The sequence below is a fragment of the Chryseobacterium paludis genome (assembly GCF_025403485.1).
Classification (GTDB): Bacteria; Bacteroidota; Bacteroidia; order Flavobacteriales; family Weeksellaceae; genus Chryseobacterium; species Chryseobacterium paludis.
This window is the reverse complement of the sequence record NZ_CP099966.1, coordinates 1,617,469-1,634,821: the sequence shown is the minus strand read 5'-3', so window position 1 is coordinate 1,634,821 and position 17,353 is coordinate 1,617,469. Positions and strand designations below refer to the sequence as shown.

The following is a 17,353-nucleotide window of genomic DNA, read 5'->3' as shown; positions in this document are numbered from 1 at the left end:
TAGAACAATCTTGTTTATTATTATTTAAAATCTTTTTCTGAGATTTTTTTATTGTAATAAAGATCTGTTAATGTTATTATTTGCTCTCCATCCTCAGTAGGAAATGTAGTTTTAGAACAATAAGTTAGAGCTCCAAATTTCTTATATTCATTATAAATTACAGTTGAAAAGGCATTCTTGTCTGGATTTTCTTTAGTTTCTTTTTTTAATAAATAACTTTTAGCATCATAAAATAGATGAAGCACTTTTCCATCTGTAGAAGTCGCCTTTATTTCGTTGTATGTTTTATCAGGATTATTTTCAACAAGTTCAAGTTTGTATAAAGAAGGATCTAAATAAGCCAGCTCATTCATAATATACTTTCGATTAAGTTTTTCTTTGAACTCTTCTGGATCTGCTAATTTTTTTTCTCCATTTACCGTTTCATATCCGATTTTCCCATCAAACCACGAGCGATAAACAATCCGACCTTGGTATTCAATCTCGAAACTACCTTTATTAGGAGCCATTTCTTTTGTAATCCAATTTACTTTTCTTCCGTCCATTGTAGTTTCGGAAATAGAGTAGAGTGTTTTTATACTATTTAAAAGTTCTTTGCCTCCAGTCGCTTGAATAGCCTTTTCAATGATTTCTTTTGCTTTATCTTCATTTATATTTTGTGAAAATAGAAGATTGTTTCCACCAGCTATTAAGCAAATTGTAAAAATTGTAGTTGTTAATTTCATTTTTTTATAGGTAGTTACCGTATTTGTCGTGCTAAAATAATTAAAAATAAAACGATATTCTTATCTAAAGATTGTGATTCATTTCACTGATTTATGTATAAGTGGTGTTGAATCAATTTTTTCTCATTCCTTTTTTTAATTTCCCCGAATTCTTTTATCTTTAGTCCAATCAATAATACTATGAAGATAAACACCTTTTTTGCAATGCCCGCAGTCGTTCTGGCAGCGCAGTTTTCATTAGCACAAGTCCCGGCAAAATCTCAGGAAAAACTCAATCCTGTTGTAGAAAGTTTTGTTAATGAAGTGAATACTAATTCTCAACTCGAAAATATGGCTTACGAGCTGCTTGATGGTATTGGACCCCGTTTGGTAGGAACTCCTGAAATGCTGGCAGCTAATGAATGGACTGCAAAGACTTTACGCTCTTGGGGAGTGGATGCAAATCTTCAGCAATTTGGAACATGGAAAGGCTGGCAGAGAGGAATTACGCATGTAGATATGGTTTATCCGCGTATAAAATCATTATCTGCTACACAACTGGCTTGGAGCCCGGCGACAAAAAAAGCTGTTGAAGCAGAAGTGATCGTACTTCCTAAGGTATCTTCTAAAGCCGAATTCGACACATGGTTACCTTCTGTAAAAGGTAAAATTGTATTGATGGCGCAATATCAAAAGATTGGCCGCTCTGATGAACAGATCAAAGAATTTGGTACTCCGGAACTCTATGAGAAACTGAAAGCTGAAAAAGAACAGGCTTCTAAAGATTTTCGTGATTATGTAAAGAATATAGGATATGATAATACTACACTTCCAGAGGCTTTAGAAAAGGCTGGTGCAGCAGGAATTGCAATATCCAACTGGACTGGAGTTATGGGAGCCAATAGGATTTTTGGTGCTAAAACCACAAAAATCCCAATGTTCGACATCGATGTAGAAGATTATGGAATGCTGTATAGGATGGCTGAAAAAGGTCAAAAGCCAAAAATTAAAGTAGAAGCCCAGTCAAAAATACTTCCTGATGCAAAAAGCTTTAACACGATAGGAATGATTAAAGGAAAAGAAAAGCCTGATGAATATGTCATTCTTTCTGCGCATTTGGATTCATGGGACGGAGCTCAAGGGGCTACAGATAATGGAACTGGTACGCTCACCATGCTTGAGACGATGAGGATTCTGAAAAAGTACTATCCCAACAATAAAAGAACCATTGTAATAGGACTGTGGGGAAGTGAGGAACAGGGATTGAATGGTTCCAGAGGATTTGTAGCAGACAATCCTGAAATTATGAAAGGAACTCAGGCGGTTTTTAATCAGGACAACGGAACTGGTCGCGTGGTGAATATCAGTGGTCAGGGATTCGTAAAGTCCTATGACTATATAGGAAAATGGCTGAATGCTGCTCCTAAAAGCGTAAGAGATAATATCAAAACAGACTTCCCAGGAATGCCTGGAGGTGGAGGTTCTGATCATGCTTCATTTGTTGCAGCAGGTGTACCTGGATTTTCTTTAAGCTCACTGAATTGGGGGTATTTCGGATATACCTGGCACACAACTAAAGATACCTATGATAAGATTGTTTTTGATGAGCTTAAAAATAATGTGATCCTGACAGCTACGTTAGCATATATGGCATCAGAAGATCCTGAATTTACGAGCAGGGAGAGAAGGGTAATGCCACAGGATGAAAAAGGAGAGACCATAAAATGGCCTGAAGCAAAAGAGCCAAGAAGAGATTCTAAAGAATTTAAATAATATAATGAAACCGTCTCAGTACTGAGACGGTTTTTTATTTCGAAACATGATCAAGTAAATCTTGTTTTCCCTGGTATTTGAGAAGTTCCTTGATTTCCGGTATTTTACTTTCTTTTACAATATAAGTTGTACAAATTGAATTATTCATATGCATACTGAAATTCATTCGCGTACCTGTTCTTCTTCCCATCGCAACGGTTCTGGAAGTGTATTCTGAAAAAACAGGAGAGAAATTAGCCAGGCATAAAAGATTTCTCTTTAGCGATTTTAAAAAGTTTGGATAATTCCCATAGTCATCGAGGACTTTAATTTTGAATATTTTCTTACCCAAAGTTGTTCCCCAATAAAACTCTGTTATTGTTCCCAAAATCAGAACACATGGAACAGAAAATAAAATGCTTATAAAAACCACTTTGTGGAATATAAAGTAAAAAATGAGACAGAAAGGAAGCATATCAATCCACTTGGCAAAAAGTCTTTCTGTTTCATTTCCTTTATAACTGGGATTATAAGGAAGGTGATATTCATAAGCATGGTAGATACGATAACCCAACTCATCAAAATATGGAGTAGGTCTGTTAATGATTTTTCTTTCCTTGATTTCTGATATTTTCATATCATTTTTATAAGATCATACTTAGTTGAATTCTTTTTCTTACTTCATCCACTTCTGTAACCTTTACCTGAACATGCTGATGTAATTTTACCACTTCATTCACATCGGAAACAAAACCTTCTTTTAGCTGAGAAATATGAACCAATCCGCTTTCTTTGATTCCCAGATCAACGAAACATCCAAAAGCGGTAATGTTATTGACGATACCGGGAAGGATCATTCCTATTCTCAGATCTTTTACACTTTTTACTTTAGGGTCAAATTCGAATACCTTAGCTGCCTTTCTGGGATCCAGTCCCGGTTTTTCAAGTTCCTTTAGAATATCTTTAATACCCAAAATACCAATATCATCGGTAATATATTTTTCTGGTTGAATTAAAGCGATTTTCTCTTTGTTGGCAATTAATTCATTGGATTTAATTCCAAGATCTTTTGCCATTTTTTCTACAATACCATAAGCTTCAGGGTGTACAGCTGAATTATCTAAAGAATTTTTCCCATTGGTTATTCTAATAAATGCTGCAGCCTGTTGAAAAGCTTTTTCTCCCAATCGAGGAACCTTTTTTAATTGCTTTCTGTCTTCAAAAGCGCCATTTTCAGCTCTGTAATTAACGATATTTTCAGCCATTTTCTCACCAATTCCGGAGACATAACTTAACAATGATTTGCTCGCAGTATTAAGGTTGATCCCTACGGAATTCACACATTTCATAACCGTAGAATCCAGTTCATTTTTCAATTGGGTCTGATCTACATCGTGTTGATATTGCCCGACACCAATAGATTTGGCATCAATTTTAACGAGTTCAGCTAATGGATCTGCCAGTCTTCTTCCTATAGAAACCGCTCCACGAACGGTTACATCATAACTTGGAAACTCCTCTCTGGCAATTTTACTCGCGGAATAAACAGATGCTCCGGCTTCAGAAACCACAAATACCTGTAATGGCTTGTCAAAGGCAATTTTCTTGATGAAAAACTCTGTTTCACGGCTCGCCGTTCCGTTTCCTATAGAAATGGCTTCAATATTATATGCATTAACCATAGAGCGGATTTTTTTCATAGCCATTCCTGATTCATTTTGCGGAGCATGAGGGTAGATGGTTTCGTTATGAAGAAGATCTCCCTTTTCATCTAAACAGACAATTTTACAACCACTTTTATAACCAGGATCAATCGCTAAAATTCTTTTTTCACCTAAAGGAGGTGCCAATAATAACTGGCTGAGGTTTTCAGAGAAAATTTCAATTGCTTTTTTATCTGCTTTTTCTTTAGCCTCCTGTAATGTTTCATTAGAAATAGCGGGCTCCAATAGTCTTTTGTAGCTGTCTTTTATAGCCAGGGCAATCTGTTCAGCGCTTTCATTATTGGATTTGATAATGGCATTCTCTATGAAATCAATAGCCTCTTCTTTATCAATGTCCACATTTACCTTTACAAAACCTTCAGTTTCTGCTCTTAACATGGCTAAAAGTCGGTGAGATGGAGTTCTGTTTAAGCTTTCATCCCATTCAAAATACTGCGCGAATTTTTGAGCTCCCTCTTCTTCTTTTTTAGCCTTAACTACTTTAGAGGAGATGATAGCTTTACGCTGAAATAAACGACGAAGGTTTTTACGGACATACATATTTTCATTGATCCACTCTGCCATAATATCTCGGGCTCCCTGAAGAGCTTCTTCTTCAGAGATGACTTTATCATTTAAATATTTTGACACTGAAGATTGAAGATCATTACTTTTCTGACTCATTATGATCTTTGCCAAAGGCTCTAATCCTTTTTCCTTTGCAGTATCTGCTTTTGTCTTTTTACGTTTCTTAAAAGGAAGGTATAAATCTTCAAGCTCCTGAATATCGAAGCTTTCTTCTATTCTTTGCCTGAATTCTGATGTTAGTGCATTTTGTTCTTCAACAGATTTTAAAATGGTTTCTTTCCTTTTTAAAATTTCTTCGAACTGCTTATTGATTTTTGAAATCTGTTCAATCTGTACTTCATCCAGATTTCCGGTTCTGTCTTTTCTATAGCGGGATATAAAAGGAATGGTACAGTCTTCTGCCAATAGCTCAAGCGTAGCACGGATACTTTTTTCGGAAATATTTACAATCTTCTGGATGAATTCAATATGTGTCATTATGTAAAATTAGACCGCTAAAATACTGACTTTTCCAGGATGATGAAGTAAGGTTTATTTAATACTTTAAATTGGATGCTTTTTTTTGGACTAATTTTTATACGTTATAGAATTCTACCGGGTGGCTGAGGCTCTCGAAGCCACCTTTAACTAAATTTTCTATCTTTATATAAAACATAAAGAAAGCAATGAAAGGATGGTTGTACATATTGCTATGCTCCGATGGTAGCTATTATACCGGTAGTACAAATGATCTGAGAAGGCGGATTTTACAACATCAAAAGGGTGAAGGTGCCAATCATACCCGTAAAAGACTTCCTGTATATCTTATTTATTTTGAAGAGTATGAACAGGTGTATTTTTCCTTCTATCGGGAAAAGAAGGTGCGGGGATGGAGCAGAAAGAAAAAAGAAGCACTGATCAATGGTATGCCGGAACTTTTACCAAAATTGGCAATTGCTTATAGAGATGTAAGAAATGAATCTGATACCGAGATTACCTGATGTGATCCGGGGTCCTCGAGGGCAGAGGTGGCTTCGAGAGCCACCTATTACTATCAATCGTTGGATGCAGAGAAATTCCGAATTACCAATTTTATTACATTTGCAAACTTATGATTTACATTCTTTTGATTATTAATCTATTTTCTTTTGCTGTATTTGGGTTCGATAAAAGGCGTGCTATAAAGCATCAAAGAAGAATTCCGGAAAACACCCTGTTAATTTCAGTATTTCTGGGCGGAACAATTGGTGCGATATTGGGAATGTTGATTTTCAGGCACAAAATTTCTAAAAAATCTTTCTTACTTAAATTTGGACTGATCCTTCTTATTCAAATAGCATTGATTTATTTTTTCAGAAAATATACCTGAGATTATATATCAAGTATGATCTTATAATCGGACTATTAAGCACTTAGAGTTTATATGATAACTTATAGTGTAAGGCCTTAACTCCACTATTTATTTTAACTTTCTCATTATGAATTTGTTAAATAATACATAATCATACTAATTAATTAATTAAAAAACACTATTTTTGCACCCGTAAAAATCATTCATGCAAAACATTAGAAATATTGCGATTATCGCACACGTTGACCACGGGAAGACGACTTTGGTTGACAAGATTATTCATGCTACAAACATTTTCAGAGAAAATCAGGAAAGTGGAGAATTAATAATGGATAATAACGATCTTGAAAGAGAAAGAGGAATTACCATTCTATCTAAAAATATTTCTGTTACTTATAAAGACGTTAAAATTAACGTAATTGATACTCCTGGTCACGCCGATTTTGGTGGTGAAGTTGAGAGAGTTTTAAAAATGGCGGACGGAGTAATTTTGTTGGTAGATGCTTTTGAAGGGCCGATGCCACAAACAAGATTCGTACTTCAAAAAGCTTTGGAATTAGGATTAAGACCATTGGTTGTTATCAATAAAGTTGATAAACCAAACTGTCGTCCGGATGAAGTTCACGATCAGGTATTTGATTTGTTCTTCAACTTAGAAGCTACAGAAGAACAATTGGATTTCCCTACGTTCTATGGTTCTTCTAAACAAGGTTGGTTCAACACTTCATTAGAGCAAACTGAAGATATCTTCCCATTATTAGATGGTATTTTACAATATGTTCCTGAACCTAAAGTTGAGGAAGGAAATTTACAGATGCAAATCGTTTCTTTAGATTATTCTTCTTTCTTAGGGAGAATTGCTATCGGAAAAGTAATCAGAGGTGATATCAAAGAATCTCAATGGATTGGTCTGGCACAGGCTGACGGTAAGGTTTTGAAAGGAAAAGTAAAAGAATTATACGTTTTCGAAGGTCTTGGAAAGAAAAAGGTAAGTGAAGTAAAAGCCGGAGATATCTGTGCTGTAGTAGGTTTCGATGCATTCCAGATTGGTGATTCTTTTGTAGATCTTGAAAATCCTGAACCATTACCAAGAACTTCAATTGATGAGCCTACATTGAACATGACGTTCTCTATCAACAATTCACCTTTCTTTGGTAAAGATGGTAAATATGTAACTTCTAACCATCTAAAGGAAAGATTAACTAAAGAATTAGAGAAGAACTTAGCATTAAGAGTTGAGCAGACTGGTGATGCAAACACTTTCCTGGTTTTTGGTAGAGGTATTCTTCACTTGTCAGTTTTAATTGAAACAATGAGAAGAGAAGGGTATGAAATGACTATCGGACAGCCACAAGTTATCTTAAGAGAAATCGACGGAGAAAAATGTGAGCCTTATGAATCTTTAGTTGTTGACGTTCCTGAAGAATTTGCTTCTAAAGTAATCGATTTAGCGACACAGAGAAAAGGTGACCTTCACATTATGGAAACCAAAGGTGAGATGCAACACATGGAATTCGAAATTCCTTCAAGAGGTTTGATCGGATTGCGTTCTCAAATGTTAACAGCTACTGCGGGTGAAGCTATTATGGCACACCGTTTTACAGAATACAAGCCTTTCAAAGGTGCTATTCCTGGAAGAAGCAACGGGGTGTTAATCAGCAAAACTCAAGGTCCTGCTACAGAATATTCTATCGCTAAATTACAGGATAGAGGTAAGTTCTATGTTGATCCGGGTGAGGAAATCTACGCAGGTATGATCATTGGGGAGCAAAACAAGCCAGGTGACTTAGTTGTAAACATCGTAGAAGCAAAACAGTTAAATAACATGAGAGCTTCTGGAAAAGATAAAGATACAGGTGTTGCCCCGAAAATCTTATTCTCACTTGAAGAATGTATGGAATACATCCAAGGTGACGAAGCGATTGAGGTAACTCCAAACTTCATCAGAATGAGAAAGAAAGTTCTTTCTGAAGAAGAAAGAAAAAGAATGGAAAGATCAGGAAAAGCTTAATAAAAATTCCTTATTATAATAAAAGCCTCGAGAATTCGAGGCTTTTTTATGTTTAAAAAGATACATAATCCATTTTATTATAATATTTTTAAAATTCTAGAAAAAATAATTTAATGTAGTTTTGCAAACTATGAAAATGAGAAATTTAAAACTGGTATTGTTTCTGGGTGTCTTAGCCTCTTGTGGAAGTACCCATACTGTTCAGAATAACACGGTAAAGCCTACCAGAAATCCAAACACAACAAATCCCGTTAAAAATATTCCTAAAGATCTGGTGGTAGTGAATAAACCCAATCCCGTAAAACCTGTTGATGAAGTTTTGAAAGTCATTCTTCCAGCTGTGAACAGAGAATTTCGTGGAGCCTGGATCGCAAGTGTTGCCAATATCAACTGGCCGTCAAGAAATGATCTGTCTATTGATCAACAGAAAGCTGAGGCAATCAGTATGCTCGATATGCTGAAAGATAATAATTTCAATGCGGTTATTTTCCAGGTACGTCCATCAGCAGATGCATTATATACAAGTTCTTTGGAGCCCTGGTCTTATTTTTTGACAGGTGAAACAGGAAGATCACCATATCCCAATTATGATCCTTTACAATTCTGGATTGAAGAGTCACATAAAAGAGGGTTGGAGCTTCATGTCTGGCTAAACCCATACAGAGCACATCATACGAATGGAGGTTCTGTAAACAGTCTGTCAATGGCCAATAAGCTTTCTGATATTGTTGTGAGATTAAAGAATGGAATGTATTGGTTTGACCCGGCAAATCCTAAAACCCAGGGACACGTTTCCAATGTAGTAAAAGATATCGTGACAAGATATGATATAGATGCTGTTCATTTCGATGATTACTTCTATCCTTATGCCACCTATAACAAAGGCGCTGATTTTCCGGATAATGCTACCTGGAGTGCTTATGTAAATAGTGGTGGGACATTATCCAGAGCTGACTGGCGAAGAGATAATGTAAATAAGTTTGTAGAGCGGATCTATAAAGAAATTCATGCTGAAAAAAGTTATGTAAAGTTTGGGATCAGCCCTTTTGGAATTTGGAAGCCCGGATACCCCGAAGGAATTACAGGTTCTTCTCAATATGACGAATTGTATGCTGATGCAAAGTTATGGCTAAATAAGGGCTGGGTAGACTATTTTTCACCACAATTATACTGGCCGATTGATTCTAAGGGACAAGGTTTTGAAGCTTTATTAAATTGGTGGAAATCTGAAAACACAATGAATCGTCATTTATGGCCGGGATTGAACACGGTCGAAATTCGAACGCCAGATCGTCCTAATGAAATTAAAAACCAAATTGAACTTTCCAGACAGATCTTAAAAAGTGATGCCGGAGAGGTTCATTGGAGTATTGCGGGATTAACAAAAAATCCAATGATGCTAAGTACATTGAAGAACGGGCCCTATAAAGAAAAAGCTTTGGTTCCTAAGAGCCCTTGGATTAAAGCTTTACCAATATTGACTCCAACACTATTCATTACGGAGAATGGAAGCTTTGCGCAGGCAAACTGGAGTAGTAAAAATTTGAAAGACGTTTTTCAATGGGTACTGTTTAAGCAGTACAATGGTGTTTGGGAAACAGAAATTTTAACACTGGATACACTTTCAAAAGATATTCCAAAATATAAAGATGGAAAAACACTAAATGCTGTGGCTATAAAAGCAGTAGATAGATTAGGAAATGAGAGTGATTATATGGCAAAGAAAGTAAAATAGTCATTCCATATAAAACATGAGCTATAACAGCTTACAACCCGAAAAAAATAGAAACCAGTTCTAATAAGAATTGGTTTTTATTTTAGAATAACTATAAATTAATAATTTAAATTATTGATTATCAGTTTATTTATAGGGCGTTTTTCTTGTTTTAATTAAAATTAAAAACTTTATCGGAACCATTTTTGCATCATTTTATTCATAATCACTAAAAATAAATATTATGAATACCAACAGACTTTCACCTGCCATTGAAAAAGCTTTAAGCGATCAGATGAATAAAGAAATTCATGCATCACATACATTTCTGTCTTATGGAATTTGGGCCGACGATAAAGGATATCAGGGGATTGCTAATTTCTTATACAGACACGCGCAGGAAGAGAGAAATCATTCGATTAAATTTATGGAGTACGTTTTAAACAGAGGAGGAAAGCCTAAAGTAGATGCTATTCCTGTGCCTCCTGCTGATCCCGAATCCTTAACTGCTTGTTTTGATGGGATCTTTAAACATGAAGTAGATAATACAACTGCAATCTATAAGATTGTTGATCTTTCTTTACAGGAAAAAGACTGGGCAACATGGAATTTTATGCAGTGGTTCGTACAAGAGCAAATAGAAGAAGAAACCTTGGCTCAGAACTTAATTGACAAGTTGAAAATTGCCGGTGGTGATCGTGCAACAGATGAATCTTTATTTACTTTAGATAAAACGTTACAGAATACACCAGATGATGCCCCATTGGCTCAAAATGCTACAGGCTCAAATCCTTAACAGTAAAATAGAAATCATAGAAATCTGCCAAACTTTTGGCAGATTTTTTTATTATGAAACTCGTCTTAAAATCACTATCTTTGCAAACTTATAATTCAAGGTGCTTGATTTAAAATTTTAATGATTGAAGATATATAAACCTTGAAGTCAGAATAGAACATTAAACTTTGAATAGAACAATATGAAATGTGGAATCGTAGGCTTACCGAATGTTGGTAAATCAACTCTTTTTAACTGTTTGAGCAATGCAAAAGCCCAGTCAGCCAATTATCCTTTCTGTACTATAGAACCGAACTTAGGAACGGTATCTGTACCGGATCAAAGATTATTTGAGTTGGAAAAATTAGTAAACCCAGAGAGAGTTTTACCGGCTGTTGTGGAAATTGTAGATATTGCAGGTTTGGTAAAAGGAGCGAGTAAAGGAGAAGGTTTAGGAAACCAGTTCTTAGCAAACATTCGCGAGTGTGAAGCGATTATACATGTTTTAAGATGTTTTGAAAATGGAAACATTATTCACGTAGAAGGTTCTGTAGACCCTATGAGAGATAAGGAAATTATCGACATTGAACTTCAATTAAAAGATCTTGAGACTGTTGGAAAAGCAGTTGAGAAGGCTAAAAAGTTTATTAAATCTGGAAAAAAAGAAGATATTCTTACCTATGAGACTCTTCAGAATTTACAGAAGTTTTTAGAAGATGGAAAAAATGCAAGAGAATTTCCTTTAAATGATCAGACAAAAGGGATCATTGAAGATGTTCAGTTGTTGACAAATAAGCCGGTTCTTTACGTTTGTAATGTTGATGAAAATTCAATTAAAAATGGAAATGAATGGATTGCTAAAATCGATGAGATGGCCCAAAAAGAGGGTTCTGAGATTGTTGTTTTAGCTGCTCAGATTGAAGCTGATATCAATGAATTGGAAACTTTTGAAGAAAGAGAGATTTTCTTGGAAGAATTAGGTTTGGAGGAACCAGGTGTTAATCGTTTGATCAGAAAAGCATATGACCTGTTGAAACTTCAGACTTATTTTACGGCTGGAGTTAAAGAAGTAAGAGCATGGACAATAGGACAAGGATGGACAGCTCCTCAGGCTGCTGGAGTGATCCATACTGATTTTGAAAAAGGATTTATCCGTGCAGAAGTTATTAAATATAACGACTATTTAAGCTATGGCTCTGAAGCTAAAGTAAAAGAAGCAGGAAAATTATCTGTAGAAGGAAAAGAATACATCGTACAGGACGGTGATATTATGCACTTCAGATTCAACGTATAAAGAATATTAAAGTTATAGTAATTAAAAAAACGCTTTCATGAATTTGGGAGCGTTTTTTGTATGCAATGATCATACAAAATATTCAAAGAAGGGTAATAGATGGAGAATAGAATATTAAAAAAAATACCATTCTAATTAAAGAATGGTATTTTTTTAATAGTATTTTTATTAAGGCTCTATTGTTGGTCTGCATTGTAATTGAGCGCAACTTATTGATATTCTTTTACAGCCTCCTGTAGCAGGATCGATGCAGTCAAGTAATCCACCTGTAATGCTTCTCAATTCTCTTTTACTCAGTTTTTTTCCATTTTGATTTTTCATAGTAAGGATTTTTAGTTAAAAATTAAGTGGAATAAAGTTTATTTTAAATAACACTTTATATAGGATTGTTTTTATAGTTTTTTATAAATAAATTTTTAAAAGGATTGTTCGGTAACAGTCTTTTATACTGGATCAATTCCTGGGCGACATTCTTTTTGTGCACAACCTACAGCAATAGTAGTACAACCATTTGGATAATCTGGAAGTGGAGGATCACAAGGGTAAGTAGGGCATGCAATAGGTTGCTTGCAATCCAGCATCCCGCCAACAATTGTTTTTAATTCTTTTTTTGTTAGTTTTTTCCCCTTTTGTAGGTTTTGATTTTTCATGTTAATGATTTTTAGTAGGTTAGATAAAACTAAGGTAGGAAAAATAATTAGTTTTATGTCACTTTTGAAGGATTAATTTAGTTGTAAATAATAAAAAAGGATTTTGTTTTAATGAAACAATGGGTAATTAATTAAATAATAAAAAATGCCACTCAATAGTGGAGTGGCATTTTCTTATAATCTTTTTTATCTTATGGAATCAATCCCGGACGACAGTCAATCTCAGCGCAGCCATTTGAAAATACTCTGCAGCCATTTGTTTTTGGATCGCGGCATTGCATTAATCCACCTGTAATTACTCTCAGTTCTTTTTTGTTCAGTTTTTTTCCTTTTTCAAGGTTTAGATTTTTCATAATATTGATTTTATAAGTTAGTTAAAATGGTCGTAAATAATTAAAGGATTTAATTTAATGGTTCAATAGGATCAGGCCTGCATTCTGGTTCCGCGCAAAATGCCCCGACTCTTTTACAGCTTCCTGTAAACGGATCAATACATATCATTCGTCCACCAGTAATTACTCTCAATTCTTTTTTGTTCAGTTTTTTTCCTTTTCCAAGGTTTAGATTTTTCATATTATAAATTAATAAATTTGTTGATAACGAATGTATTAAAAATAATTCAATGTATCTCGCGTTTTTATGAATAATATTTATTTTTTATACGTTTTTCCGTTTGTATATGTAAGTGTGTTAGGGTTTTATAAGATTTATGAATAAAAAAAGCCACTCATTACGAGTGGTTGTATAAAAAAATATCAATTTTAAGGAATATATCTACATTGAAATTCCGCACACTGGCGTCCATAAGCAATACACTGATTAGTGTCAGGATCTATACACATTTGCAGACCACCGGTAATTGTTCTTAACTCTCTTTTGTTTAATTTTTTCCCTTTTTGTAAATTTTGATTTTTCATGATAATGAGTTTAATAGATTAGTTTAAATCTAAGTTATAAAAAAATACTTATTATATCACATTATTATGAAAAATATTTATTTATCGCAATAAAGTAATCAAATTCAATATTTACGTAACTTTATATATTTGAATTTTACAAATTCGTGATTATGGAAAAAATTGTTCATGCTTCATTAGAAGATTTCTATAAAGAAATGACGGCTAAGCTTGGGAAAGATCTGGAAAGTATTTTTCCAAAAGGTTTACATAAAGATATAGGCCATTTTAATGTATTTGATATAGCACAAACGATCGAAAAAGCAAGAACAACTTCTGAAATGCCTTATAATAGAAGGAAATATTATAAAATAAGTCTGATCCGCGGACGCAATAGAGCTGAATATGCTGATAAAGTAATCGCCATAAAAAATAATGCGTTATTATTTGCTACACCAAAAGTTCCTTATCACTGGGTTCCCGAGGATCCCAATCAGTCAGGTAGTTTTTGTGTATTTACAGAGGATTTTTTTATTAAAGATAAATCGCACAATTCCCTTGAAGATCTCCCAATATTTCAGCCGGGAGGATTTCCTTTATTTGAAATTGATGATGAGCTCGCCAATGAAATAGAGATGCTTTTTAAGAAAATAAAAAATGAAATAGAATCTGACTATATTTTTAAATATGATCTCATCAGAAACTATGTATTGGAACTTATTCATTACGGGCAGAAATTACAACCGGCAACTAAATTATCAACATCTAATGATGCTTCATTAAGGGTGGTTTCATTATTTATAGAACTATTGGAACGGCAGTTTCCAATCGAATCCTACGATCAGAGGTTGCAGCTAAAAACAGCAAAAGACTATGCCGACAGGCTTGCCGTGCATGTTAACTATCTAAATAAAAAACTTAAGGAAAATACAGGTAAAACAACAACAGAATTTATTGCTGACCGGCTTATTCAGGAAGCTAAGATATTACTGAGACAAACTACATGGAATGTTTCCGAAATATCATATGCTCTCGGTTTTGAGGAGATCGCTCATTTTTCAAACTTTTTTAAGAGAAAAACATCTTTCAATCCATTGCAGTTTCGCTCTTGATTTGAATTTTGCAAATATAAGATTGATTGAAGCAAACATCGACACTCTTAAATATCTGAACTTTGTCCCATTAAAAATAACAAAAAATGAATCCAAAAACAAAAATCGCATTAGTAACCGGCGGAAGTCGTGGAATAGGAAGGAATTCAGCGCTTAGAATTGCTGAAAAAGGGCTTGATGTTATTATAACTTATAAAACCAGTAAAGAGGAAGCTGATACAGTCGTTAATGAGATCAAAGCATTAGGAAGAAAAGCTGTTGCTTATCAGCTGGATACGAAAGATATAAAAAGTTTTGATGCTTTTGTACAAAATGTGACTAATCATTTACAGGAGAATATGGGAAGTACAAACATTGATTATCTTATCAATAATGCAGGCACAGCTTTGTATTCACCCATTTCAGAAACTACAGAAGAACAGTTGGACGATATTGTTGACATCCATTTTAAAGGTGTGTTTTTCCTTAGTCAGAAGTTTTTACCTTTTATAAATGAAGGTGGAGGAATTATCAATATTTCTTCAGGACTTGCCAGAGTGGCTTTACCAGGATCTTCAGTATACGGATCAATGAAAGCTGGGGTAGAAATGCTTACAAAGTATATGGCAAAAGAATTAGGTCCTAAAAAGATCAAAGCGAACGTTGTTGCTCCTGGAGCTATAGAGACGGATTTTGGTGGTGGCAGAACCAGAGATAATAAAGAAGTTAACACATTGGTTTCAAATATTACCGCTCTGGGCAGAGCAGGACTTCCTGAAGATGTTGGTGGAGTGGTAGCCTTCTTATGTACCGATGATGCAGGTTGGATAACCGGACAGAGAATTGAAGTTTCCGGAGGAATGGCATTGTAATAAGAAATATAATAAGAACATTCAGTAAGAACTTTTAGAAATAGAATAGAATAAAAAAAGCAGTGGATTTTTCTACTGCTTTTAAATATTTTTCAATAATACATTTACGATACTTGTGATATAGTTCCAGCTTTTCTGAGGCTCCTTCAAAAATATAAATATAGCAGTAGGTATTGCTGAAGAGAACTCAAGAAAAAGAGCAAAAAGAGGAAGAAGAAGATATAATGAGAAATGATGCTTGAATTTAAACTTAATTCCTGATGTTAAGGATTTAAAAGCATTTATTACTTTCTCTCTGTAGTGATAGAAAATAAGCAGATCTAAAAGGATATAAAAAGAAAGACGAAAAGCAAAAGCATTTGCCATTTGCTTTGGCATAATTGTTAGGTCTATTATTAAAATATTAGCAGCAATAGGAAGAAACAATAATGCACCTAATAGAACTGTTCTGTTAAACAATAAGAAAATGGCACATAATATTTGAGATACACCTATAAAGTAAGAAAAAGGTTGGAAACTGAATAGGTACCAACCCACTTTCATTAGGTTTAGATCTTTTATAGGCTGTAAAAGCTCATTTTCATTTAAACCAAACTGTCCATCTGTTAATTTAGAATACCCATAACGAATAAAGGTATAAGCCAATAAGAATCTTATGACTAGTATAAAATAATCAAATATTTTAGCTTTGTTTAAATTGAGGGCTTTCATGTGGTGGTTATTTGTTTGGATTAAATTTTCATGAGATGTTCGATTGCTTTTTCTAAAGTTTCCTCTTTTTTAGCGAAGCATAATCTGATCACATTTTCGTTCAGTTTATTTTTGTAGAAAGAAGAGAAAGGAACACTAGCCACTTTATGGGTAATCGTTAATTCACTTGCAAATTCAAAATCATTTTTATCAGATATTTTATCATATTTCAATGCTTGAAAATAGGTTCCTTCACAATCAAGCAATTCAAATGAAGTATTGGCCAGTCCTCGTCTTAGGAAATCTCTTTTTTCCTGAAAAAATTCGTTCAGATAATTGTAATGATCATCATTTTTCATGTATTCTGCTAACGCAAGCTGAATAGGTGTGTTTACACAAAAAACATTGAACTGATGTACTTTTCTGAATTCATCCGTTAATGCCTTCGGGGCAGCACAATATCCTACTTTCCAGCCCGTAACATGGAAAAGTTTTCCAAATGAAGCGACCAGGAGACTTCTTTCTTTCAGTTCAGGATACTTGCAGATACTTAAATGCTGCTTTCCATCAAATACAATATTTTCATATACTTCATCACTCAAAATAAGTATTGATGTATTTTTTACAATACTGATGAGTTCCTGAATATCTTTTTCTTTTAATATCTTTCCTGAAGGGTTATTAGGATTATTTAGGATGATCATTTTTGTTTTTTCACTGATCAGCTGCCTCACCACATTCCAATCAATTTCATAATCGGGAGCTTTCATTTCAAAACGTTTTACAACTCCTCCAAAAAGTTCTACAGTGGGTTCGTAGCAGTCATAGGCGGGTTCAAAAATAATTACTTCATCATCTCTTTTAATAAAGGTAGCAATGGCGGTAAAAATAGCCTGCGTTCCGCCAGCGGTAATTGTAATTTCAGAATCAGGATGATAAATAGCCTGGTGACTGTTTTCAATTTTTCGGGCAATTTCCTCTTTTAGTCCCATAATACCTCCTAAAGGAGCGTATTGGTTAAATCCTTTTTTTATAAATTCATCTACATAGTTCAGAAGTTCATTGTCAGGCATAAAATCAGGAAATCCTTGAGATAGATTGATTGCCTGGTTTTCATTAGCCAATTGAGTCATCTGGCTGAAAATTGTAGTTCCGATATCAGAAAGCTTGGAAAAAGGAAGTTGTATCATTGATGGTATTTTATGTACACCGAATTTAATTTATTTTTTTCAATAGTAAAATAAGAAGTTATAAAAAGCTACCCCAAAAGGGTAGCTCTGTTT

General features: G+C 34.3%; 19 protein-coding genes. 9 read left to right on the top strand and 10 right to left on the bottom strand.

What is annotated here, in order from left to right; all coding sequences use genetic code 11:
- Positions 1-20 precede the first annotated feature (20 nt).
- Complete coding sequence (locus tag NG806_RS07180) at positions 21-725, bottom strand: hypothetical protein (RefSeq protein ID WP_261512500.1); 705 nt, start codon at positions 723-725, stop codon at positions 21-23.
- Between the two features lie 180 nt (positions 726-905).
- Between NG806_RS07180 and NG806_RS07175 the strand changes: the two genes are divergently transcribed.
- Entirely contained in the window at positions 906-2,477 is a 1,572-nt protein-coding gene (locus NG806_RS07175) for a M20/M25/M40 family metallo-hydrolase (RefSeq protein ID WP_261512498.1), read from the top strand.
- A 34-nt stretch (positions 2,478-2,511) separates the two neighbouring features.
- On the opposite strand, the gene NG806_RS07170 is transcribed toward NG806_RS07175, so the two are convergent.
- Together NG806_RS07170 and NG806_RS07165 are read right to left on the bottom strand one after the other, a co-directional pair.
- Entirely contained in the window at positions 2,512-3,093 is a 582-nt protein-coding gene (locus NG806_RS07170; protein WP_214831382.1) for an RDD family protein, read from the bottom strand.
- 7 nt (positions 3,094-3,100) lie between these two features.
- On the bottom strand, positions 3,101-5,224 hold the full coding sequence (locus tag NG806_RS07165; RefSeq protein WP_214831381.1) for a Tex family protein: 2,124 nt from the start codon (positions 5,222-5,224) through the stop codon (positions 3,101-3,103).
- A gap of 188 nt (positions 5,225-5,412) precedes the next feature.
- On the opposite strand from NG806_RS07165, the gene NG806_RS07160 reads away from it, so the two are divergent.
- From NG806_RS07160 to ychF, 6 genes are all read left to right on the top strand, one after another.
- Positions 5,413-5,727 (top strand): GIY-YIG nuclease family protein, encoded by a 315-nt coding sequence (locus NG806_RS07160; RefSeq protein WP_214831380.1) that lies wholly within the window; start codon positions 5,413-5,415, stop codon positions 5,725-5,727.
- 110 nt (positions 5,728-5,837) lie between these two features.
- Positions 5,838-6,095 (top strand): DUF1294 domain-containing protein, encoded by a 258-nt coding sequence (locus tag NG806_RS07155; protein WP_214831379.1) that lies wholly within the window; start codon positions 5,838-5,840, stop codon positions 6,093-6,095.
- Positions 6,096-6,282: 187 nt separating this feature from the next.
- Positions 6,283-8,088 carry a translational GTPase TypA gene (gene typA / locus NG806_RS07150; RefSeq protein WP_214831378.1) on the top strand — a complete coding sequence of 602 codons (1,806 nt, stop codon included), beginning with the start codon at positions 6,283-6,285 and terminating at the stop codon, positions 8,086-8,088.
- Between the two features lie 130 nt (positions 8,089-8,218).
- Positions 8,219-9,823 (top strand): glycoside hydrolase family 10 protein, encoded by a 1,605-nt coding sequence (locus tag NG806_RS07145; protein ID WP_261512497.1) that lies wholly within the window; start codon positions 8,219-8,221, stop codon positions 9,821-9,823.
- Between the two features lie 223 nt (positions 9,824-10,046).
- The gene (locus NG806_RS07140) at positions 10,047-10,598 is read left to right on the top strand and encodes a ferritin (protein ID WP_214831374.1); all 552 of its coding nucleotides are present in this window, start codon (positions 10,047-10,049) and stop codon (positions 10,596-10,598) included.
- A 181-nt stretch (positions 10,599-10,779) separates the two neighbouring features.
- The gene (ychF, locus tag NG806_RS07135) at positions 10,780-11,871 is read left to right on the top strand and encodes a redox-regulated ATPase YchF (protein ID WP_261512496.1); all 1,092 of its coding nucleotides are present in this window, start codon (positions 10,780-10,782) and stop codon (positions 11,869-11,871) included.
- A 168-nt stretch (positions 11,872-12,039) separates the two neighbouring features.
- Here the strand turns inward: ychF and NG806_RS07130 are convergent, their stop codons facing one another.
- The 5 genes from NG806_RS07130 to NG806_RS07110 all read right to left on the bottom strand — a co-directional run bounded on the left by NG806_RS07130 (position 12,040) and on the right by NG806_RS07110 (position 13,438).
- Positions 12,040-12,192: a hypothetical protein gene (locus NG806_RS07130; RefSeq protein WP_214831370.1), complete on the bottom strand. Its 153-nt coding sequence runs from the start codon at positions 12,190-12,192 to the stop codon at positions 12,040-12,042.
- A gap of 122 nt (positions 12,193-12,314) precedes the next feature.
- Entirely contained in the window at positions 12,315-12,521 is a 207-nt protein-coding gene (locus tag NG806_RS07125; protein ID WP_214831369.1) for a bacteriocin, read from the bottom strand.
- A 191-nt stretch (positions 12,522-12,712) separates the two neighbouring features.
- Positions 12,713-12,874, bottom strand: coding sequence for a hypothetical protein (locus tag NG806_RS07120; protein ID WP_214831368.1), 162 nt, complete (start codon positions 12,872-12,874; stop codon positions 12,713-12,715).
- A gap of 49 nt (positions 12,875-12,923) precedes the next feature.
- Positions 12,924-13,094 carry a hypothetical protein gene (locus tag NG806_RS07115; protein ID WP_214831367.1) on the bottom strand — a complete coding sequence of 57 codons (171 nt, stop codon included), beginning with the start codon at positions 13,092-13,094 and terminating at the stop codon, positions 12,924-12,926.
- Between the two features lie 188 nt (positions 13,095-13,282).
- On the bottom strand, positions 13,283-13,438 hold the full coding sequence (locus tag NG806_RS07110; protein WP_214831365.1) for a hypothetical protein: 156 nt from the start codon (positions 13,436-13,438) through the stop codon (positions 13,283-13,285).
- A 152-nt stretch (positions 13,439-13,590) separates the two neighbouring features.
- Between NG806_RS07110 and NG806_RS07105 the strand changes: the two genes are divergently transcribed.
- Entirely contained in the window at positions 13,591-14,529 is a 939-nt protein-coding gene (locus NG806_RS07105) for a helix-turn-helix domain-containing protein (protein ID WP_214831364.1), read from the top strand.
- Between the two features lie 86 nt (positions 14,530-14,615).
- Positions 14,616-15,380, top strand: coding sequence for an SDR family NAD(P)-dependent oxidoreductase (locus NG806_RS07100; RefSeq protein WP_214831363.1), 765 nt, complete (start codon positions 14,616-14,618; stop codon positions 15,378-15,380).
- Between the two features lie 81 nt (positions 15,381-15,461).
- Here NG806_RS07100 and NG806_RS07095 read toward each other — a convergent pair whose 3' ends face one another.
- Positions 15,462-16,091, bottom strand: a complete 630-nt coding sequence (locus NG806_RS07095; protein WP_261512495.1) for a DoxX family membrane protein — start codon at positions 16,089-16,091, stop codon at positions 15,462-15,464.
- A 20-nt stretch (positions 16,092-16,111) separates the two neighbouring features.
- The gene (locus NG806_RS07090; RefSeq protein ID WP_261512493.1) at positions 16,112-17,260 is read right to left on the bottom strand and encodes a methionine aminotransferase; all 1,149 of its coding nucleotides are present in this window, start codon (positions 17,258-17,260) and stop codon (positions 16,112-16,114) included.
- Positions 17,261-17,353: the final 93 nt, after the last annotated feature.